Annotated in this window: 22 protein-coding genes and 1 pseudogene; 9 read left to right on the top strand and 14 right to left on the bottom strand. The window is 54.5% G+C overall.

Annotation, left to right across the window (positions count from 1 at the left end):
• Positions 1 to 57 precede the first annotated feature (57 nt).
• Positions 58 to 657 carry a TetR/AcrR family transcriptional regulator gene (locus CKO_RS07095; protein WP_012132533.1) on the bottom strand — a complete coding sequence of 200 codons (600 nt, stop codon included), beginning with the start codon at positions 655 to 657 and terminating at the stop codon, positions 58 to 60.
• A gap of 101 nt (positions 658 to 758) precedes the next feature.
• Between CKO_RS07095 and CKO_RS07090 the strand changes: the two genes are divergently transcribed.
• The 3 genes from CKO_RS07090 to sodC all read left to right on the top strand — a co-directional run bounded on the left by CKO_RS07090 (position 759) and on the right by sodC (position 2,545).
• Positions 759 to 998, top strand: coding sequence for a DUF1289 domain-containing protein (locus CKO_RS07090; RefSeq protein ID WP_012132532.1), 240 nt, complete (start codon positions 759 to 761; stop codon positions 996 to 998).
• 49 nt (positions 999 to 1,047) lie between these two features.
• Complete coding sequence (locus CKO_RS07085; RefSeq protein ID WP_012132531.1) at positions 1,048 to 1,944, top strand: aldo/keto reductase; 897 nt, start codon at positions 1,048 to 1,050, stop codon at positions 1,942 to 1,944.
• A 79-nt stretch (positions 1,945 to 2,023) separates the two neighbouring features.
• The gene (gene sodC, locus CKO_RS07080) at positions 2,024 to 2,545 is read left to right on the top strand and encodes a superoxide dismutase [Cu-Zn] SodC (RefSeq protein ID WP_012132530.1); all 522 of its coding nucleotides are present in this window, start codon (positions 2,024 to 2,026) and stop codon (positions 2,543 to 2,545) included.
• On the opposite strand, the pseudogene CKO_RS07075 reads toward sodC, so the two are convergent.
• The 3 genes and pseudogenes from CKO_RS07075 to CKO_RS07065 all read right to left on the bottom strand — a co-directional run bounded on the left by CKO_RS07075 (position 2,521) and on the right by CKO_RS07065 (position 5,660).
• Positions 2,521 to 4,561, bottom strand: a pseudogene (locus CKO_RS07075) (FUSC family protein). The gene sodC and the pseudogene CKO_RS07075 overlap by 25 nt on opposite strands.
• Positions 4,561 to 5,421, bottom strand: coding sequence for an efflux RND transporter periplasmic adaptor subunit (locus CKO_RS07070; RefSeq protein WP_024130369.1), 861 nt, complete (start codon positions 5,419 to 5,421; stop codon positions 4,561 to 4,563). The pseudogene CKO_RS07075 and the gene CKO_RS07070 overlap by 1 nt, the downstream one beginning before the upstream one ends.
• 2 nt (positions 5,422 to 5,423) lie before the next feature.
• A complete protein-coding gene (locus tag CKO_RS07065) occupies positions 5,424 to 5,660 on the bottom strand; it encodes a DUF1656 domain-containing protein (RefSeq protein WP_012132527.1) in 237 nt (78 codons plus the stop codon).
• A 194-nt stretch (positions 5,661 to 5,854) separates the two neighbouring features.
• Here CKO_RS07065 and slyA point away from each other — a divergent pair, with 194 nt between their 5' ends.
• Positions 5,855 to 6,295: a transcriptional regulator SlyA gene (slyA, locus tag CKO_RS07060; RefSeq protein ID WP_012132526.1), complete on the top strand. Its 441-nt coding sequence runs from the start codon at positions 5,855 to 5,857 to the stop codon at positions 6,293 to 6,295.
• A gap of 48 nt (positions 6,296 to 6,343) precedes the next feature.
• Here the strand turns inward: slyA and slyB are convergent, their stop codons facing one another.
• Positions 6,344 to 6,811 carry an outer membrane lipoprotein SlyB gene (gene slyB, locus CKO_RS07055; protein ID WP_012132525.1) on the bottom strand — a complete coding sequence of 156 codons (468 nt, stop codon included), beginning with the start codon at positions 6,809 to 6,811 and terminating at the stop codon, positions 6,344 to 6,346.
• Positions 6,812 to 7,094: 283 nt separating this feature from the next.
• Between slyB and anmK the strand changes: the two genes are divergently transcribed.
• From anmK to pdxY, 5 genes are all read left to right on the top strand, one after another.
• Entirely contained in the window at positions 7,095 to 8,216 is a 1,122-nt protein-coding gene (gene anmK, locus CKO_RS07050) for an anhydro-N-acetylmuramic acid kinase (RefSeq protein WP_024130367.1), read from the top strand.
• Positions 8,217 to 8,302: 86 nt separating this feature from the next.
• A complete protein-coding gene (mliC, locus tag CKO_RS07045; RefSeq protein ID WP_012132523.1) occupies positions 8,303 to 8,632 on the top strand; it encodes a C-type lysozyme inhibitor in 330 nt (109 codons plus the stop codon).
• 58 nt (positions 8,633 to 8,690) lie between these two features.
• Positions 8,691 to 9,347 carry a pyridoxamine 5'-phosphate oxidase gene (gene pdxH, locus CKO_RS07040; protein ID WP_012132522.1) on the top strand — a complete coding sequence of 219 codons (657 nt, stop codon included), beginning with the start codon at positions 8,691 to 8,693 and terminating at the stop codon, positions 9,345 to 9,347.
• 126 nt (positions 9,348 to 9,473) lie between these two features.
• On the top strand, positions 9,474 to 10,748 hold the full coding sequence (gene tyrS, locus CKO_RS07035; RefSeq protein ID WP_024130365.1) for a tyrosine--tRNA ligase: 1,275 nt from the start codon (positions 9,474 to 9,476) through the stop codon (positions 10,746 to 10,748).
• Positions 10,749 to 10,809: 61 nt separating this feature from the next.
• Positions 10,810 to 11,670, top strand: a complete 861-nt coding sequence (gene pdxY, locus CKO_RS07030) for a pyridoxal kinase PdxY (protein WP_024130364.1) — start codon at positions 10,810 to 10,812, stop codon at positions 11,668 to 11,670.
• Between the two features lie 252 nt (positions 11,671 to 11,922).
• On the opposite strand, the gene gstA is transcribed toward pdxY, so the two are convergent.
• The 9 genes from gstA to rsxA form a co-directional block, all read right to left on the bottom strand.
• The gene (gene gstA, locus CKO_RS07025) at positions 11,923 to 12,528 is read right to left on the bottom strand and encodes a glutathione transferase GstA (RefSeq protein ID WP_024130363.1); all 606 of its coding nucleotides are present in this window, start codon (positions 12,526 to 12,528) and stop codon (positions 11,923 to 11,925) included.
• Positions 12,529 to 12,632: 104 nt separating this feature from the next.
• Positions 12,633 to 14,138, bottom strand: a complete 1,506-nt coding sequence (gene dtpA / locus CKO_RS07020) for a dipeptide/tripeptide permease DtpA (RefSeq protein ID WP_024130362.1) — start codon at positions 14,136 to 14,138, stop codon at positions 12,633 to 12,635.
• Between the two features lie 611 nt (positions 14,139 to 14,749).
• Entirely contained in the window at positions 14,750 to 15,385 is a 636-nt protein-coding gene (gene nth / locus CKO_RS07015) for an endonuclease III (RefSeq protein WP_012132517.1), read from the bottom strand.
• Entirely contained in the window at positions 15,385 to 16,077 is a 693-nt protein-coding gene (locus CKO_RS07010; RefSeq protein WP_012132516.1) for an electron transport complex subunit E, read from the bottom strand. Before CKO_RS07010 ends, nth begins: the two co-directional genes overlap by 1 nt.
• 3 nt (positions 16,078 to 16,080) lie before the next feature.
• Positions 16,081 to 16,701 (bottom strand): electron transport complex subunit RsxG, encoded by a 621-nt coding sequence (gene rsxG / locus CKO_RS07005; protein WP_012132515.1) that lies wholly within the window; start codon positions 16,699 to 16,701, stop codon positions 16,081 to 16,083.
• A 9-nt stretch (positions 16,702 to 16,710) separates the two neighbouring features.
• Complete coding sequence (gene rsxD, locus CKO_RS07000) at positions 16,711 to 17,763, bottom strand: electron transport complex subunit RsxD (protein ID WP_012132514.1); 1,053 nt, start codon at positions 17,761 to 17,763, stop codon at positions 16,711 to 16,713.
• Positions 17,764 to 19,881 (bottom strand): electron transport complex subunit RsxC, encoded by a 2,118-nt coding sequence (rsxC, locus tag CKO_RS06995; protein ID WP_012132513.1) that lies wholly within the window; start codon positions 19,879 to 19,881, stop codon positions 17,764 to 17,766. It lies immediately after the preceding gene.
• Positions 19,874 to 20,452 carry an electron transport complex subunit RsxB gene (gene rsxB, locus CKO_RS06990; RefSeq protein ID WP_012132512.1) on the bottom strand — a complete coding sequence of 193 codons (579 nt, stop codon included), beginning with the start codon at positions 20,450 to 20,452 and terminating at the stop codon, positions 19,874 to 19,876. Before rsxB ends, rsxC begins: the two co-directional genes overlap by 8 nt.
• Complete coding sequence (rsxA, locus tag CKO_RS06985; RefSeq protein WP_005121199.1) at positions 20,452 to 21,033, bottom strand: electron transport complex subunit RsxA; 582 nt, start codon at positions 21,031 to 21,033, stop codon at positions 20,452 to 20,454. The genes rsxB and rsxA overlap by 1 nt, the downstream gene beginning before the upstream one ends.
• Between the last annotated feature and the right edge of the window lie 53 nt (positions 21,034 to 21,086).

The following is a 21,086-nucleotide window of genomic DNA, read 5'->3' as shown; positions in this document are numbered from 1 at the left end:
ATGGCTCCTGGTATAAGTAGACCGGTCGTCTAGTGATAAGGAAAATAAAAACGCCCGTTAAGCCGCAGGCGTTGCGATAATCGTTTTTACATGTGCCAGCGCGCTTTCAAGCGGGGCGGCACTGCGAGAAATTTTGGCGTGCAGATTCGCGCCTAACCACAGCGCATACAGGATCTGCGCCTGTTGCAGCGACTCGCCAGCAAAAGAGAGACAGCGGGCTTCGCGTCCTTTTTCCAGCGCTTGCGCTAACAGCGTAATAATATGCCGCGCGCCTTTGTCCATCGCAGTGCGCATATCTTCTGAGAGATCGCACACTTCGGCGGACAGCTTTACGGTCAAACAGCCGCTGATAGTGCCTTGCTGGCAAAACTGATTCAGGGTTTCCTGATAGTAAGCCAGAATGCGGTCACGGTAGTTGCCCGCTCCGGCGTCAAAATGCGTTGCCAGCCGCTGATGATATCCGGCGTAATGCCGTTCCAGCATGGCGACGCCAAACGCTTCTTTGGAACGAAAATAGTGATAAAACGACCCCTTCGGCACTTCGGCGGTTTTGAGCAGCTCGCTCAATCCCATTCCGGTGAAGCCACGCTGCATACAAAGCTGCTCGCCGGTAGCCAGAAGATGTTCGCGGGTATCATGTTCAGTCTGTTTGTTCATGCCGCAGAGTGTAATAGACCAATCGGTCTAATGCAAGTCAGGTTGCCAGAAAGCCAGTTAGCGTCTTCAATAAGCATAAGTGCTTTCGTTGAGGAGAGAGTGTGGCCGAGCAGTTAGAGTTTTTTCCCGTCCCAAGCCCGTGCAGGGGGATCTGTCAGTCGGATGAGCGCGGATTTTGTCGCGGCTGTCTGCGCAGTCGGGATGAGCGTTTCAACTGGCAAAAAATGAGCGACGCCGAGAAGCAGGACGTGTTGCGGCTTTGTCGTCAGCGTCTTATGCGCAAATTACGCGCAAACAAACCGAACCCGCAGGAAGAACCTCAACAACCCTCACTCTTTTGAAACCGTAATTGCGTATACTCGCTAAACATCTATATATGAGGAAGCGGTTATGGTTCAGCGTATCACTATTGCCCCGCAAGGCCCGGAATTTTCGCGCTTCGTGATGGGTTACTGGCGTCTGATGGACTGGAATATGTCTGCGCGTCAGCTGGTCAGCTTTATTGAAGAGCATCTTGATCTGGGCGTCACGACCGTTGACCATGCGGATATCTACGGCGGTTATCAATGTGAGGCCGCGTTTGGCGAAGCGTTGAAACTGGCGCCGCACCTGCGTGAGCGGATGCAGATCGTAACGAAGTGTGGTATCGCCACGACCGCCCGGGCTGAAAATGTACTCGGCCATTACATCACTGACCGCGACCACATTGTTGCCAGCGCTGAACAGTCCCTGAAAAATCTGGCGACTGACCGCCTTGATCTGCTGCTCATCCATCGTCCCGACCCGCTAATGGATGCGGACGACGTCGCGGAAGCATTCCAGCATCTCCACCAGAGCGGAAAAGTGCGCCACTTTGGCGTCTCTAACTTTACCCCGGCCCAGTTTACGCTACTGCAATCGCGTCTGCCGTTTACCCTTGCCACGAACCAGGTTGAGATTTCACCGGTTCATCAGCCGCTGCTACTGGACGGCACGCTGGATCAGCTACAGCAACTGCGTATTCGACCGATGGCGTGGTCCTGTCTTGGCGGCGGTCGTCTGTTTAATGATGATGAATTCGCGCCGCTGCGCAACGAACTTGCCGCGATCGCGGAAGAGCTGAACGCGACCACGATAGAGCAGGTGGTATATGCGTGGATTTTACGTCTGCCGTCTCAGCCGTTGCCGATTATCGGCTCCGGTAAAATTGAGCGCGTACGCGCAGCGATTGAGGCGGAGTCTCTGACGATGTCGCGTCAGCAATGGTTCCGTATCCGCAAAGCGGCGTTAGGTTACGACGTACCATAATGCTGCATTTTCGGCTTTCCGTTCAAAATTGTGTCACTGGTTTACACTTAACCGGGTAAACACATTTGACGGAGGTCTTATGAAGCGTTTGAGTCTGGCAATGTTAACCCTGCTGGCCTGTGCGGGCGCACAGGCCGCCAGTGAAGAAGTGACGATGAATCTGGTGACTTCGCAAGGCGTCGGGCAGTCGATTGGCAGCGTAACCATTGCCGAAACGGATAAAGGGCTGGAGTTTACTCCCGACCTGAAAGCGCTGCCGCCGGGTGAACATGGTTTTCATATCCATGCTAACGGCAGTTGCCAGCCTGCGATTAAAGAGGGTAAAGCCTCGGCGGCAGAGGCGGCGGGCGGGCATTTCGACCCGCACAATACCGGGAAGCACGAGGGGCCGGAAGGCGCCGGGCATATGGGCGATCTTCCCGTGCTGGTGGTCAATAATGACGGGATAGCCACCACGCCTGTTACTGCGCCGCGCCTGAAATCTCTTGATGAAATCAAAGATAAAGCGCTGATGATCCACGTCGGCGGCGATAACATGTCCGATCAGCCGAAACCGCTTGGCGGTGGTGGCGAGCGTTACGCCTGCGGCGTCATCAAATAGTCAGGACGTCAGTGAACCCTGCGGCGGCGCTTGCTCAAGCTGTGACAGCGAGCAGTGTAATCGCCAGATGAGCGCCGCCAGTTCCTGAGCCGCAGGTTGATGATGATGCGACAGCGTGTTGCAAATACGCTGTAGCTCCTGGAGCGTGGCCGCCAGCGGTCGTTGCTGTACGCCGCGCTCGCTCATCACGTCGCGCAACAAGGCAATACAGATATCCCGGACGCGCGAAAGCGGGTCGGAGCGGGTTTCCCAGGCACGCAGTTGCCACACCACATGTGAACAATTCAGCAGTACCACTCCCCAGCGTAACAGCCAGCGTCGCGCCAGCGCATCCTGGCTATTGCTGAGTTGACTGACGTGATGATAGGTCAGCGATTCAAACTCATTCTCGCTGTGTGATGGATGACGACTGAGCTGATCGACAAAATCTCTGCGCAATGCGCGGATATGGCGACGGCTTTTGCGGGCATCCGAACCCGGACGCAGGATCGCAAAGGCCAGCCACGACAGCGCGACCCCGGCAATTTTAGCCGTATTGTCATTAAGAAAATCAGCAAAGTCATACACGGGGGGATTGGTGACGGCGATAAACGATCCCATAAAAACGATCAACTGCCCCCAAAGCCCGGCGAGTTTCGGCATTTGCAGCTTCAGCAGTTGCATCGTGGCCAGCAAAGGAAACAGAAACAGCAAAAACTGCCAGAGATCGGTTATCTGCACCATCAAACCGAATTTGACGACGAAGCTGAACAACGAAAGCAGAATCAGCGTGCGCATCAGTAAAGAGAGTGATTTAAACGGCGTGGCGACGGCGGAATAGAGCACGCAACTGATGGCCGCCAGCGTTAACGCCCCTGAACCGGATTCCCATTGTGAACCGATACTCCACGCGCCAATCACCATGAGGGTGGTAAATGTGCGCAATCCGCTCCATATCGCTTCGGCGTTGTCCGTATGGCGGGCCAGACCGGGGCTGTGCGTTACTTTGATCTTATCGACTGCGGCGCCGTTTTCCAGCAACCGTAGCTGATGGCTGTTGTGTAAGTAGAGCTGGCAGAAATAGCGCAATCGCTGCCAGAAGGCGACGTGGCGGTAATCCTGTCGGTTTTTCGGATGTAGCGGGGCAATAATGCGCGCGACGGTATAACTGTCGGTACGCGGATTAGCCAGCGCGGCCAACAGTTGTTCAATCACATCGCGGGTCTGCTCCGGCGGGTTGGGCCAGTTCAGCAACATCCTGCGGAGGCTGGAAATGACGCTGGTCAGGCGAAGCTGCTGATGCAGCAGAGCGTTAAGCAGCGCGTTCTGGCGACGAAAACGGTAGTGACTCCAGAATGCCTGAATGCGCAGCAGGTTCATCGTCAAAATTTGGCCGATAACCCCTTCATGGGCGGAACGTATCGCATCGGTGGTTTCCGGCTGCCAGAGCAGGCTGGCGTGCTCCAGCAGCCGTGCGTGCATATTTTTCAGCGCGGTCAACAGCGCCGTGCCGTCAGAGGTGCTGGGCAGGATCATCATCATCATGCCGCCGCAAAGAATACCAACGATCACCTCGCAGACCCTGGCCTGGGCGATATCCCACAACTGTGTGACCTCGATGATGTTGACCATGGGAAAGGCGATGATGGCGGCCGTGTAACCCGCCAGCTGGAAGGCGTAGGCGACGTTATTGGTGAAATGGGCGCAGGCCCAGGTGCAAAAGCCAATCCAGGCCGCCATGCTTAATAAAAAGAGCCAGGGTTCGTTTAGCGTGTGACCTGCGATGATGAGCGCGGCGGTGGCGCCAAGTAAACTCCCGGCAATACGCCCCAGACTTTTACTGATCACGCCGCCTACCGTCGGAAAACTTACCACGGCGGCAGAGGTCATCGCCCAGTATGGCTCATCCAGGTTGATGTAGTAGGCGAACGTCAGCGCCAGGCACATGGCGAGGGTATTGCGCAATGCATAGCGCCATTGCCCAGAGGTTGCTTTGAACCAGGGTGTATCGCGCCAGGCCAGGTGAGGGAGCTTCATTAGCGCTGACCGATAGCCACGCTGCATGTTGTGCCCGAAACCAGCGTGACATCATGGGGTAACGCATCAAATTCGATACGCACCGGCACGCGCTGCGCCAGACGAACCCAGGGAACGTTAGGTTTAATGTCAGGGACCAGGCCGGAATCGCTCTCCACGCTTTGATCATAAATCGCCCGGCCAATACTGGAGACGTGACCCTGTAACTTTACGTTGCCGCTGTAGAGGGTGATCTGCGCCGGAGCGCCTTCGCGAATATGGCGCAGTTTCGTCTCTTCGAAATATCCCATGACGTAGAACGAGTGGCTGTCGACCAGCGCAAACAGCGGTTGGCCGGTGGAGGCGTAATCCCCCGTGCGCGTTGAGAGGTTTGTCACCCAGCCCGCGACCGGCGCGCGAACGTCGGTCTGGGCTAATTGCCATTGCGCCTGTTTTAATGACGCTTCCGCCGCTTCGACGCTGGCCTGCATCGCTTTAACGTTCAGGTTTGCGGTGTCCATATCTTCGGCAGAGATGTAATTTTGTGATAAATGGCGACGACGGTTGGCTTCATTATTGGCTTTCGCTAAATCGGAGCGGGCTTTAGCCAGTTCTGCCTGCGCATTAAGCTCAGCGATGTGAAAAGGGGTCTTATCGATAGAAAAGAGCAGATCGCCTGCATTCACGAACTGGTTATCTTTTATATTGAGTTCGGTGATGCTGCCGGAGACCTGAGGCGTAATGCTCACCTGTTCCGCCCGTACTTTACCGTCGCGCGTCCACGGAGACTGCATGTAGTAATTCCATAGCCACCAACCGGCCAGAACCGCGATGGCCGCAACCACAATCGTTGAAAAGTATTTCATTGTTTTAAGCGACATAATCACCACGCAATCAGCAAAATAAGGCTCAGGCACACGCAAAGTGCAAATATCGACAGATCCATCAGCAGGGGATGCCAGATTTCACCCGAGTAAATCCAGTCGCGTAGCAGGCGATGCGCCAGCAGCCAGATAACAAATCCAAGCGCGAATGCTTTGAAAAGCGGAGGGAAATAGACAGATGCGCCGATCACCAGATCTTGTAGGGGCAATCCTGTTGCAGTGGGTATAAACGTCACAAGCAAGAATCCTTTGCGTTAAACAGCGTTGCTATAGGTTTAGTAAAAACCGAGGTACAGCACGTCTTTTCCGCATAATGTCTGAAAAAATGTCTACCTGTAAGCAAATTTAGCAATACATTTGTTTTGAGCATATAAATGCTGCACACTATTCTAAAATCAGTATAATATCTTAGCAAGCTAATTATAAGGAGATGAAATTGGAATCGCCACTAGGTTCTGATCTGGCACGGTTGGTGCGCATTTGGCGTGCTCTGATTGACCATCGCCTGAAACCTCTGGAGTTGACGCAGACACACTGGGTAACGCTGCATAATATTCACCAACTTCCGCCGGATCAGTCGCAAATACAGTTAGCCAAAGCGATCGGCATTGAACAACCGTCTCTGGTGCGTACGCTGGATCAGCTTGAAGACAAAGGGCTTATCTCACGACAAACCTGCGCCAGCGATCGTCGCGCCAAGCGAATTAAGCTGACGGAGAAGGCGGAACCGCTCATCACAGAGATGGAAGCCGTGATCAATAAAACGCGTGGAGAGATTCTGGAAGGGATTTCGCCGCAGGAACTTGAGCTGTTAATTAAGCTGATTGCGAAACTTGAGCACAATATTATTGAGTTGCAGTCTCAGAACTAAGAGCAGAAGAAAGGCGTGTGGCCAGAGGCTGACCACACGTCTGTTGGATTAGCGCGGAGAAACAGTAACCTGGCTGCCGTTGCTGGCCAGAACAACACGCTGACCTGCGGAGAAACGGGTATCGCCCTGTTTCTGTACCACCATGATGGTGTTGCCGTCATCCTTACGGATTTCCAGTTCCACACCCTGAGTTTTGTTCATCGCGCCCTGGACGCCTTGTCCCGCTACGCCGCCTGCGACTGCGCCAGCGGCCGTCGCCAGTGAACGCCCCGTCCCGCCACCGATGGTATTACCGAGGAAACCACCGAGCACTGCACCACCGATAGCGCCGATCACGTTGGAGTCATCACCGCCCTGGATTTGCACCGGACGAACGTTAACGACAGTGCCGTATGTGACATTCTGCACTTGTTTCGCCTCGGACGCGGTATAGACATCACCGGACAGGCTATCGTTATTCACACAACCCGCTAAAGATAAGCCCATCAGTGAAACGATCAGCACACGTTTAATCATCTATAAATCTCCTGTTCACCATGAAACGCCACAAAGCATCCCTCATGGTTAAATTATATGGCATATACGACCGTAAAGGCACATGTTCTGCTGGAACAATGTGAAAATCATAATCAGATTTGGGTTAACCAAGTATAAACGAATCATCCATGAGATTTATCAGAACAGAGTGTCAGCGTCTGCATCGAAGGGTAAAAATGCTTAATGAAGCATGGTATTAGCGGAAACTTTGTGGTTGAGTGGTAACGCTAAAATCATGCTTAACACGCTAAAAGGAAGATGTATGAAATCGGGCCGTTTTATCGGCGTTATGTCTGGAACCAGCCTTGATGGCGTCGATGTTGTGCTGGCGGCAATTGATGAAACGATGGTCGCACAGCAGGCGAGCCTGACCTGGCCCATCCCCGTTCATCTTAAACAAGCCATTCTGGATATTTGCCAGGGGCAACAACTCACGCTTTCCCAGTTTGGCCAGTTGGATACGCAGCTCGGGCAGCTTTTTGCCGACGCGGTGAACGCGCTGCTGGCGCAGGAAAAACTGCGGCCGCGAGATATTGTCGCCATCGGCTGTCATGGTCAGACGGTCTGGCATGAACCTACCGGCGCTGCGCCGCATACCTTACAAATCGGTGATAACAACCAAATTGTCGCGCGAACCGGGATAACGGTTGTCGGTGATTTTCGTCGTCGCGATATTGCGCTGGGCGGGCAAGGCGCGCCGCTGGTTCCCGCGTTTCACCAGGCGTTGCTGGCGCACCCGACAGAGCGTCGGATGGTGCTGAACATTGGCGGTATCGCCAACCTGTCTTTGCTCATACCGGGTCAACCGGTAAGAGGGTACGATACCGGGCCAGGCAATATGCTCATGGATGCCTGGATCTGGCGGCAGTGCGGTAAGCCTTATGATAAAGACGCGCAATGGGCCAGTGAAGGGAAAGTGATAATTCCGCTACTGCAAAATATGTTGAGCGATCCCTATTTTTCAGCGCCCGCGCCGAAAAGCACCGGGCGTGAGTATTTCAACTATGGCTGGATAGAACGCCACCTTTCGGCCTTTCCTGGCCTCGCTCCCCGCGATATTCAGGCAACGCTGGCTGAGCTGACCGCAGTGACAATTTCTGAACAGGTTCTGTTAAGCGGCGGCTGCGAGCGGCTGATGGTGTGCGGCGGCGGGAGTCGTAACCCTTTGCTGATGGCGCGTCTGGCCGGGTTGCTGCCGGGTACGGAAGTTACCAGCACGGATGAAGCCGGGATCAGTGGCGATGATATGGAAGCGCTGGCGTTTGCCTGGCTGGCGTGGCGCACGCTCGCCGGGTTGCCGGGGAACCTCCCTTCGGTGACGGGGGCCACAGAATCCAGCATTCTGGGGGCCATTTTCCCGGCGAACCCGCGAACTCAGAGTTAACTGAATTTTTCCGGGCCTGTCTGCCGTTAAACTGAAAGGGTTAGGAAGGGCGTATTTGCCCTTCGGACCAGGAAAGTCTTCGGGATATGTCTATGAAAAAACTGCTCATTGTATGTCTGCCTGTGCTCCTGAGCGGTTGTAGCGTCTACAACCAATTGCTTGAGCGTATGCAAACGGACACGCTGGAATATCAGTGTGATGAAAAACCGCTTACCGTAAAAATGAACAATACCCGGCAAGAGGTGAATTTTGTTTACGACAATAAACTGCTGAACCTCAAACAGGGCATGTCTGCGTCGGGAGCACGTTACACGGACGGCATCTACGTCTTTTGGTCAAAAGGCGATGGCGCAACGGTCTATAAACGCGACAGAATTGTGCTGAATAACTGCCAGTTACAAAACCCGAAGCGTTGAGATTTTCACCTGGGCGGCGCACAATAGCGCCACCCACTGACAATCCGTAGCGAACACCATGTCTGATAACGACGAATTGCAGCAAATCGCGCATCTGCGCCGTGAATACACCAGAGGCGGCCTGCGTCGCAACGATCTTCCCGCTGAACCGTTAACCCTTTTCGAACGCTGGCTGGGTCAGGCATGTGATGCCAGACTGGCGGACCCGACCGCGATGGTGGTCGCCACCGTCGATGAAAACGGTCAGCCTTATCAACGCATTGTGCTGCTTAAACATTACGATGAAAAAGGGATGGTGTTTTACACCAACCTGGGCAGCCGTAAGGCGCATCACCTCGAAAATAATCCGCGCATCAGTCTGTTGTTCCCGTGGCATATGCTGGAACGGCAGGTGATGGTGACTGGCAAAGCGGAACGCCTTTCCACGCTTGAAGTGGTGAAATACTTCCACAGCCGCCCGCGCGACAGCCAGATTGGCGCCTGGGTGTCTAAACAATCCAGCCGAATCTCTGCGCGCGGCATTCTGGAAAGCAAGTTCCTTGAGCTGAAGCAGAAGTTCCAGCAAGGGGAAGTCCCGTTGCCCAGCTTCTGGGGCGGATTCCGCGTCAATATTGAACAGATGGAGTTCTGGCAGGGTGGCGAACACCGTTTACACGACCGCTTTTTATACCAGCGCGAAAACAACGCGTGGAAAATTGACCGGCTTGCTCCTTAAACCCCGAAATTTGTTGTGTTAAGCGCTAGCGCTGCGTGCGTCAGCGCTTTATTCTATATACCTTTCGCGTCTGGCGAAAAGTCGTGTACCGGCAAAGGTGCAGTCGTTTTATACATGGAGATTTTGATGGCAAGCAGTAACTTGATTAAACAATTGCAAGAGCGGGGGCTGGTGGCCCAGGTAACGGACGAGGAAGCGTTAGCAGAGCGACTGGCGCAAGGCCCGATCGCGCTCTATTGCGGCTTCGACCCTACCGCTGACAGCTTGCATTTGGGGCATCTTGTTCCATTGTTATGCCTGAAACGCTTCCAGCAGGCAGGTCACAAGCCTGTTGCGCTGGTAGGCGGCGCGACCGGTCTGATTGGCGACCCGAGCTTTAAAGCCGCTGAGCGTAAACTGAACACCGAAGATACTGTGCAGGAGTGGGTGGATAAAATCCGCAAGCAGGTTGCACCGTTCCTCGATTTTGACTGTGGTGACAATTCCGCCATTGCCGCGAATAACTACGACTGGTTTGGCGGCATGAATGTGCTGACCTTCCTGCGCGACATCGGCAAGCACTTCTCCGTCAATCAGATGATCAACAAAGAAGCGGTGAAGCAACGTCTGAACCGTGACGATCAGGGCATCTCCTTTACCGAGTTCTCCTATAACCTGTTGCAGGGTTATGACTTTGCCTGCCTGAATAAACTGCACGGCGTTACGCTGCAAATCGGCGGCTCTGACCAGTGGGGCAACATCACCTCCGGTATTGATCTGACCCGTCGTCTGCATCAGAACCAGGTGTTCGGCCTGACCGTACCGCTGATCACCAAAGCGGATGGCACCAAGTTCGGTAAAACCGAAGGCGGCGCGGTATGGCTGGACCCGAAAAAGACCAGTCCGTACAAGTTCTACCAGTTCTGGATCAACACCGCAGATGCTGACGTGTACCGCTTCCTGAAATTCTTCACCTTCATGGACATTGCCGAGATCAATGCGCTGGAAGAAGAAGATAAGAACAGCGGTAAAGCGCCGCGTGCCCAGTATGTGCTGGCAGAGCAGGTCACGCGCCTGGTGCATGGCGAAGAAGGTCTGGTTGCGGCGAAACGTATCACTGAAAGCCTGTTCAACGGTAATCTGAGCGATCTCAGCGAGGCCGATTTCGAACAACTGGCTCAGGATGGCGTGCCGATGATCGAGATGGAAAAAGGCGCCGATCTGATGCAGGCGCTGGTGGATTCCGAACTGCAACCGTCTCGTGGTCAGGCACGTAAAACCATCGCCTCTAATGCGGTGACCATCAACGGTGAAAAACAGTCAGACCCGGAATATTTCTTCCAGGACAGCGACATTTTATTCGGGCGCTACACGCTGTTGCGCCGCGGTAAAAAGAATTACTGTCTGATTTGCTGGAAATAATAAAAAGTCAGCAGGGGCGTGGGAAACCACGCCCCTTTATTATTTTAGGGTTATGGTAAACATGAAGAATATCCTCGCCATCCAGTCGCATGTTGTGTTCGGCCATGCGGGCAACAGTGCTGCTGAATTTCCGATGCGCCGTCTTGGCGCGAATGTCTGGCCGCTCAACACCGTTCAGTTTTCTAACCACACGCAATATGGCAAATGGACAGGATGTGTTATGCCGCCCGAACATTTGACTGAAATTGTTCAGGGTATTGCGGATATTGATAAACTTCAGACGTGCGATGCGGTTCTTAGCGGCTATCTGGGTTCCGCAGAGCAGGGTGAGCATATTCTGGGGATTGTTCGTAAAGTAAAAGTGGCGAATCCACAGGCGAAATATTTCTGCGATCCGGTCATGGGGCATCCTGAAAAAGGGTGCATCGTGGCGCCTGGCGTCGCTGAGTTCCACGTTCGCCATGCGCTCCCGGCCAGCGACATTATCGCGCCCAATCTGGTGGAGCTGGAAATTCTCTGTGAACATGCGGTCAATAATGTTAATGAAGCCGTACTGGCTGCCAGGGAACTGATCGCTGAAGGGCCGCAAGTCGTGCTGGTTAAACATCTCGCCCGGGCGGGATACAGCCCCGACCGCTTTGAGATGTTGCTGGTGACGGCGGATGAAGCCTGGCATATTAGCCGTCCGCTTGTTGATTTCGGGATGCGTCAGCCGGTGGGTGTCGGGGATGTGACCAGCGGTTTGTTGCTGGTAAAACTGTTGCAGGGCGCAACGTTGCAGCAAGCGCTTGAACACGTTACTGCGGCGGTATATGAAATTATGATCGCCACGAAAAATATGCAGGAATACGAGTTGCAGGTGGTGGCCGCGCAGGATCGCATTGCTAAACCTGAACACTATTTCAGCGCGACGCAGCTGTGAGTTTTCCCGAAGCGCCCGGAGGCGCTAACGCTTACCGGGCCTACGGGCTGTTTTATAGGCCGGATAAGGCGTAGCCGTCATCCGGCAAAGTGCCCGGAGGCGCTAACGCTTACCGGGCCTACGAGCTGTTTTGTAGGCCGGATAAGGCGCAGCCGTCATCCGGCAAAGCGCCCGGAGGCGCTAATGCTTACCGGGCCTACGGGTTATTTTACAGGCAGGATAAGGCGCAGCCGCCATCCGGCGCAACAACCATTAGTTCAAACCTTCCGCCTTCAGCGCCGCCGCCACGCAGGGGCGTTCAGCGACCCGCGCCATATAAACGTCGATATGGCTTAATCCTTCCATATTCAGCTTCACCGCTTTCGCCCAACGCAACACGGTAAAAAGGTAGGCATCTGCGATCGTGAAACGCTGGCCGCAAAGACACTGGCCTTCCTGGAGCGCATCATTCACGTAGTGCAATTTTTTCTCCAGCTGCGTACGGACAATCGGTTTATATTCCTCTGGCGTATCCGGGCGGAAGAGTGGCGTAAAACCTTTGTGCAGCTCCGTGGCAATATAGTTGAGCCATTCCAGCGTTTTGTAGCGGGAGATGGTGCCTGTCGGTGCCAACAGCTGACGATCGGGCACGCTATCTGCCAGATATTGCATAATCGCAACGCCTTCGGTCAGTAAGGTGCCATCGTCCAGCAGCAGAGCCGGAACCTGTCCTTTTGGGTTTACCGCGAAATAATCATCGCCGTTTTCCAGACGCTTTTTCGCCAGATCAACGCCATCCAGCGTGAAGTCAATACCGCTTTCCCGCAGGGTGATGTGAGAAGCAAGAGAACAGGCGCCCGGTTTGTAGAACAGTTTCATCGGTAACTCCTTTTTGCTGAGGTTTAACGTATGGTAGTGCGGCATCAGGCAAAAAAAAAGCCGCTAACGCACGTTAGCGGCCTGAATATCAGTTTCCCTGAAAATTACGCGGTAGCGGTTTTGGCGGCCTTCGCGTTTTCTTCATCATCCTGAGTCATGCGATTCAGTTTCGGCGCGGTGATGAGCATCAGCGCGGCGATAACCGCAGTGGCGACACCGATTTGCAGGAATACGCGACCGTAAACTTCCAGAGACATCAGCGGGTCAGTAACGTTTTCCGGCACCGCCATCATGCCAGCCACGTAGCCACCAATCAGGTTGGCGCCCGCCGTAGTCAGGAACCAGCTACCCATGATGAAGCCCATCAGACGCTGCGGAACCAGTTGGGCAACCATTGCCAGACCCAGACCGGAGATCATCAGCTCACCGATACTTTGCAGACCGTAGCTGAGGATGAGCCAGTTAACAGACACAATGCCTGCATCTGTAGCGAATTTCGCGCCCAGCGGCAGAACGAGGAACGCGCCAGAGCACAGAACCATACCGATAGCGAATTTGGTCGGCATCGGCAGCGTATCACCCATCTTGTTATAGATGGCCGCCAGAATCGGGCTACCAATGATGATCCAGAACGGGTTCAGCGCCTGATACTGCTCCGGTTCAACCGCGATACCGAGGATTGTGTGTTCAACGTTACGGATTGCGAAGAAGTTCAGTGACGTCGGCATCTGGCTGTACAGCACAAAGAAGATAATCGCTTCCAGCATCAGGATGAATGCGACGATCATTTTACGACGTGCCGCGCCCTGCATCGCGAACGCTTCTTTACCAAAGATAATCACGATACCCAGAGCGATCACGCCCAGAACCATACGTGCAATGCCCTGGTTGTGCAGCAGCCAGGTCGCGATAGCGATCAGCACGATAACGCCTGCGATAGTCGCCAGCAATTTACCGAAATGTACCGCTTCGAAGTCTGGTTTTGAGCCGTAATCTTTAACCCAACTGCGGCAGAACAGGAAGTTAACCACCGTGATGAGCATGCCGACGAAGCTCAGGGCAAACGCCACGCTCCAGCCGAATTTTGCGGCAAGCCACGGCGTCGCCAGCATAGAGAAGAAGGAACCGATGTTGATGGACATGTAGTACATGGTGAATGCACCGTCCAGACGCGGGTCATCTTTGGCATAGCAGGTCGACAGCAGAGAAGACGGGTTCGCTTTGAACAGACCGTTACCTACGGCGATGGTCGCCATACCCATATAGACGATTGCAACATCATGACCGGACCAGGCGACCAGGCCATAACCAATCGCCAGTACGATAGCACCCAGCATAATGACGCGTTTGGTGCCCAGAACTTTATCCCCTAACCAGCCGCCAATGGCGACCAGACCATACACCAGGGCGCTAAAGGAAGAGAAAAGGGTGATGGAATCCGCTTCTGACATACCCAGTTGTTTAACCAGGTAGACGGCCATAATTCCTTGCAGGCCGTAATAACCAAAACGCTCCCATAACTCAATAGAGAAAATGAGATAGAACGATTTCGGTTGTTTGAAAGCGTTCAAACTGACGCTTTCAGTTGGTTTATTGTTTGCAGTAGACACTTTTACCTCTTTTTTTACATCCCATATTAACGGGGGTGTTCTGGCGCGTGATGAGTCAAGTTCATCCGTCCGATTGTTATAGTGGGAGGGGAAACGGCAAGTAATGTTCACTATCTTTCCCTTCCATACAAGGGGTTTGTAATACTCTGTTACATATATCTTGCATGGTGGAATCATCGGGACTGAGAAATGTTATGTAGCGTTAAATTTCTTCATTTGTAAAATGGCAGTTTTTTACACTACAGGGAGGGGCGAAAGAGCGGATGCTGGCGATATGTTCTGCTATTTGAGGTTTAAAGTAGTGATATAGGCCATTATCTGAAAAATAGCCAGTGTAATGTTTTGTATTGAAAAGGCATCATCAGGTCATCTGGTTGTAATTTTAACCGTATTTGATAAAAAATTTTACACGAAGTTATCAACGTGATCTGGATCACGTATAGATAGAAATTTCAGTTTCTAAAAAAACGATTAACCTGGTGAAGTGTTAAATCAAAAGAACATTGCATTAAGAAAGTGAAGCGGGCCGGTATCATAGTCGGGTAAACAGGTGAGTCGAAGTGGATAACAAATTGTTATGCGTCGGGGCGTACGGCGTCGCCCCTGGCGCATCAGATATCGACTTTCTCTTTGTATTCGCAAAGATCTTCAATAATGCAGGAGCCGCAGCGTGGTTTACGGGCAATGCAGGTGTAGCGGCCATGCAGAATTAACCAGTGGTGACAATCGACTTTAAATTCCGCTGGAACGACCTTGAGCAGTTTTTCTTCCACCTGCTCGACGTTTTTACCGGGGGCGAACTGTGTCCGGTTACAGACGCGGAAAATATGCGTATCGACGGCGATAGTTGGCCAGCCAAATGCGGTATTGAGCACCACGTTGGCTGTTTTACGCCCGACGCCGGGCAGCGCTTCCAGAGCCGCCCGATCCTCTGGAACCTCGCCATTGTGCAGTTCAAGCAACATCCGGCAGGTCTTAATCACATTCTCCGCTTTGCTGTTGAACAGGCCGATAGTCTTGATATACGACTTTACGCCCTCGACGCCAAGCTCCAGCATGGCCGCCGGGGTATTGGCGATGGGATAAAGCTTTGCGGTTGCTTTATTCACGCTGACGTCCGTGGCCTGTGCTGACAGCAATACGGCGATGAGTAGCTCAAACGGCGAGGTGAAATTTAACTCCGTTGTGGGGTGCGGATTGTTGTCACGCAGGCGCGTTAATATTTCCAGTCGTTTTGTTTTGTTCATTACACATTCCCTGTTTCACCTGACGGAAGCTCAGCGGCAACGGCTTCGGCGCGGCGTTTTTTCATTTTCTCGTCAATAAGGTACTTCACGGCCAGCATCAGCCCCAGACCAATAAAAGCGCCGGGCGGCAGCATCGCCAGCAGGAAAGGCGAGTCGGTATGAAAAATCTCCACGCGCAGCACTTTCGCCCAGTCGCCCAGCAGACCGTCAGCGCCATCAAACAACGTGCCATTGCCGATGATTTCACGCATGGAGCCGAGGACAAACATGGCACCGGTCGCCCCCATGCCAATGGAAAAACCGTCCAGCGCGGACAGCGCCGGGCCTTTTTTCGCGGCAAAAGCCTCTGCGCGCCCCACAACGATGCAGTTGGTCACAATCAGCGGAATGAAGATCCCCAGCGACTGATACAAGCCGAAGGCATAAGCGTTGATCAGCATCTGTACTGCACTGACCACGGACGCGATGATCATTACGTAGATTGGGATGCGGATTTCCGCTGGCGTCCAGCGGCGCAGGGCGGAAATTGTCAGGTTGGTCAGCGTCAACACCAGCGTGGTGGCGAGGCCGAGGCCTAATGCATTCGTGGCGGTGGAGGTCACAGCCAGTAGCGGGCACATGCCAAGCAGCTGTACAAGCGCTGAGTTGTTTTTCCACAAGCCCTGAACGATAACGTCTTTAATTTCGCTCATGGTTTATTCTCCACAGGCGGTAAGTTGAGGAAGTTGCGCCGGTAAGGTCTGCGCGTACAGACCCGCACGTTTCACCGCGTTGACCACTGCCCGAGGGGTAATGGTTGCGCCGGTAAACTGGTCAAAATCACCGCCGTCTTTTTTCACGGCCCAGTGAGCATCGTTCTCAGCGCCGATGGTCTTCCCGCTGAAGTGGGTGATCCAGTCGGATAAGCGCAGCTCAATTTTATCGCCCAGGCCAGGCGTCTCATGATGTTCTGTCACGCGTGTACCCAGCACCGTGCCGCTGAAATCAGCGCCAACCAGGAGCTGTATGGCGCCAGAATAGCCGTCCGGCGCCGTGGCTTCAAGAATGGCGGCGACGGGCTTATCGTCCTGACGGGCGATATAGATGCGGTGCGTGCCTTTGCCCAGTGCCGGAGCATTCACCAGAAAGCAGCTGTCCTGCAAGGTATTATTGTAGCGATCGGCAGGCAGAACCTGATCAAATAACGCTTTTTGCTGGAGAACCGCCTGCTCGGCAATCGTCGATTTAGTGACCAGGTTAATAGCCGCCGTCAGCCCCGTCGAGCCTGCGGCAAACAGCGCCAGCGTGATACCGTGTTTACGAATCGTTTTTAGCATGGGGTGTCCTTAGCGATGCCCGTAGACGCGAGGTCGGGTGTAGTAATCAATCAAAGGCACCGTGATATTCGCCAACAGTACGGCGAACGCCACACCGTCCGGGTATCCCCCGAAGCTGCGAATCAACCACACTAACAACCCCGCCAGCGCGCCAAAAATCAGACGACCACGATTGGTTGTCGAGGCGGTGACGGGATCGGTCAGAATAAAGAACGCGCCCAGCATTGTCGCGCCAGAAAGCAGATGCAACTGCGGAGACGCCAGTGAATCCCCGGCGAATGCCCATCCCAGAGTGGAGCAGACAGCCAGCGTCACTAAAAAGCTGACCGGAATGTGCCAGCGGATCGCTTTTTGCCAGAGCAGCCACACGCCACCAATAAGCCAGGCGATGTTTACCCACTGCCAGCCCGCACCGGCCAGCATGCCGCTGTAGATGGGGTACTGCATAATCTGTTCAACGGCGTGCCCGGCATGTAACGAGGTTTTGAACGTATCGAGCGGCGTAGCCTGGCTGATGCCGTCAATGCCCATGCGTAACGTATTCATGTCGCCGCCGCTGGCGGTGTGTCCGGTGAAGATGACCTGCAACGCATCCAGAAGGCCTGGCGCCGTTGCGGCGATGTCATGCGGCGGGAGCCAGCTTGTCATCTGTACCGGGAATGAAATCAACAGAACGACATAACCAATCATCGCTGGGTTGAATGGGTTTTGCCCCAGACCGCCGTAAAGCTGCTTGGCGATAATGACGGCAAATACGGTACCCAATACCACCATCCACCACGGGGCGAGAGGCGGTATGCTCACAGCGAGCAGTAAACCGGTCAGCAATGCTGAATTGTCTTTTAAGATAGCGGCGATCGGCTGTTTACGCAGTTGAAGCACGGCGGCTTCTGCGGCCAGCGCGCTGACTGCGGCCAGTATAATCTGGAACAATGTGCCCCAACCGAAAAACCATAGCTGAGTGGCAATCCCCGGCAGCGCAGCGATTAACACCAGCATCATGATACGCGATGTCTGGCGCTGGTTATGGGTATAAGGCGAGCTTGCGATTCTGAATACCATTTATTCCTCGTTAACAACCTGCTGCTGTGCTGCTTTTTTTGCCTGAACGCGGGCGATCGCCGCTGCGACGGCGGCTTTGCGCGGGTCTACCGGTTCAGCAGGTTCCGCAGCGGCCTGCTGTTCCTGCTTGCGCGCTTTGGCGCGGGCAATTGCCGCTTCGACAGCGGCTTTGCGCGGGTCGACCGGTTCGGTGGGTTCCGCAGCGGCCTGCTGTTCCTGCTTGCGCGCTTTGGCGCGGGCAATTGCCGCTTCGACAGCGGCTTTGCGCGGGTCGACCGGTTCGGTGGGTTCCGCTGCGGTCTGCTGTTCCTGCTTACGCGCTTTGGCGCGGGCGATTGCCGCTTCGACGGCGGCTTTACGCGGGTCGACCGGTTCGGTAGGTTCCGCAGCGGTCTGCTGTTCCTGCTTGCGCGCTTTGGCGCGGGCAATTGCCGCTTCGACGGCGGCTTTGCGCGGGTCGACCGGCTCGACGGGTTCTGTAGCGGCCGGTATGTTCTCCGCCTGTCTGGCGCGCGCCTGCGCTTTACGCGCTTCACGGGCAGCAATAACCGCGCTGTTATCCGGCTTCTCTCCCGCGTTGATGACAACAGGCTGAGTCGCCTGTGCCTGTTTCTCTTTTACGCGCGCCAGCGCTGCGGCGATGGCATCCTGATCTTTTGCCGCAGGTTGTGCGGCCGCATTTTTATGGCGCTCAAGGCGTGCGGCTTTCTCACGCTCCAGTCGCGCCTGTCTGGCCTCAAAACGCGCTTTCGCTTCAGCCGCGCGTTTTTCTTCTTGCGCGATCGCGTAAATCTCCGCTTTTTCCTGACGGAAATACTGCACAAGCGGAATGCTGCTGGGGCATACCCAGGCGCAAGCGCCGCACTCAATGCAGTCGGCAATGTTATGTGCGGTGGCTTTATCGTGCTGTTGGCCTTTGCTGAACCAGTACAACTGCTGGGGCAACAAATCGGCGGGACAGGCATCGGCACAGGCGCTACAGCGGATACAACCTTGCTCTTCCGGCGTTTCGCCCATTTCCGTGGCGGAAGGCGCGAGAAGGCAGTTAGTGATCTTCACGACGGGAACATCAAGCCAGGGCAGGGTAAAGCCCATCAGCGGGCCGCCCATAATCACCATTTGATCGGCTGAAGAACAGAAGCCCGCATCATTAAGCAGGTGGCTGACAGGCGTCCCCAGCCTGGCCCAGACGTTACCGGGACGGCTGACGGACTCTCCGGTCAAGGTCACAACGCGCTCGGTGATCGGTTCCCCGTCAATCACTGCGCGTTTGACGGCATAAGCCGTACCAACGTTTTGCATCAGCACGCCGATATCAGAAGAGCGGCCGCCGTGCGGAACCTGTTTCCCGGTCAGGATCTGGGTAAGTTGTTTTGCGCCGCCGGAAGGGTATTTCGTTGGGATAACGCGTAACGCGATATCATGCGCATCGGCCAGAACGGCACGCAGCATTGAAATGGCCTGCGGCTTGTTATCTTCGATGCCTATCAGGACCTCACGCGGTTGCAGAATATGGGCAAGGATACGGATGCCTTCCACCACCTGCGCGGCGCAATCCTGCATTAAGCGGTCATCAGCGGTGATATAAGGTTCACACTCCGCCGCGTTGATGATCAGCGTTTCAATCTTATCGCCGCCGCCCTGTAATTTGACGCCGGTCGGGAACCCCGCGCCGCCGAGCCCGGCAACGCCGAACTGGTGAATTCGGGTAATTAGCTCTTCGCGGCTGCGGCGCTGATAATCCGCCCAGCCGTCGCGTTCGATCCAGCGATCTTCGCCATCGGCATCAATCATCACGCTAAGCTCAGCCAGGGCCGACGGGTGCGCGGTAGAGTGGGGCGTAATCGCGATAACTTTCCCGGACGTCGGCGCATGGACGGGCAGCATGCGGCCGCGACCACGGGTCAGCGGCTGGCCTCGCAGGACGCGATCGCCCACGTTAACGCACAGCTCGCCCTCAGCGCCAATATGCTGCTTAAGAGGAATGATAAAGCGCGGCGCCAGTGGAACCTGTCGCAGAGGCGTACCGTTTGACTGGGTTTTCATTTCCGGCGGATGAATGCCGCCATCGAAATCCCAGATTTTATCTTTTCTGAATGCAGAGAATAACTTAAGCATGTTGTTCCACGGGAATGATACGAACGGGGATGGTGTTCAAATCCCACTTCCAACTGTCAGGTGTTTCCGCGACCGGGCGTAATTCAATGCATTGCGTCGGGCACGGGTCAACGCACAGGTTACAGCCGGTGCAGAGATCGCTCATGACCGTATGCATCGCGCGCGTGGCGCCCACAATGGCATCCACCGGGCATGCCTGAATACATTTAGTGCAGCCGATGCAATTGTTTTCATCGATGACCGCCAGCATACGCACTGGCGCAACTTCTTGTTCATCACCATCGATAGGTTGCGGATCGACGTTCAGTAACGTTGCGATTTTCAACATCACCGCTTCGCCGCCCGGCGCACAGCGGTTAATTTTTTCACCCTGACTACCGATGGCTTCAGCATAAGGGCGGCAGCCAGGATAGCCGCACTGCCCACACTGGCTCTGCGGTAAAATTTCGTCGATTTTCTCGACAACGGGGTCGTCTTCCACGGCAAACCGGCGGGAGGCATACCCCAGGATGGCGCCGAATGCCAGGCCCAGCAGGCTCACGGCGACTACGGCAATCCAGATAGCATTCATTACAACTTCACCAAACCACTAAAGCCCATAAAGGCCAGAGACATTAAACCTGCGGTAATCAGCGCAATCGCGTTACCGCGAAAAGGGGCAGGAACGTCTGCCACGGCGAGGCGCTCGCGAATTGCCGCGAACAGCACCATCACCAGAGAGAAGCCGACGGCGGCGGAGAAACCGTACAACGCCGACTGCAAAAAATTATGACCGAGGTTAATGTTCAACAGCGCCACGCCGAGCACCGCGCAGTTGGTGGTGATGAGCGGCAGGAAGATCCCCAGCAGACGGTACAATGCCGGACTGGTTTTACGCACCACCATCTCAGTAAATTGCACTACCACCGCGATGACCAGAATAAACGCCAGCGTCCGCAGGTAGATGAGATCGAGCGGAATCAAAATCCAGGTGTCAATCAGCCAGGCGCAGATAGACGCCAGCGTCATCACAAACGTGGTGGCGAGCCCCATACCCATTGCGGTTTCCAGCTTTTTGGAAACCCCCATAAACGGGCAAAGACCCAGAAACTTGACCAGTACAAAGTTATTGACCAGTACAGTTCCGACAAAGAGCAGTAGGTAATCAGTCATTTTTCGGCCTGAAATAAAAAAGCCGCCTATTATCTGTCAATCTACAGCAGGCG

Source organism: Citrobacter koseri ATCC BAA-895 (genome assembly GCF_000018045.1).
GTDB lineage: Bacteria > Pseudomonadota > Gammaproteobacteria > Enterobacterales > Enterobacteriaceae > Citrobacter_B > Citrobacter_B koseri.
This window is presented reverse-complemented; position numbering and strand designations above follow the sequence as displayed.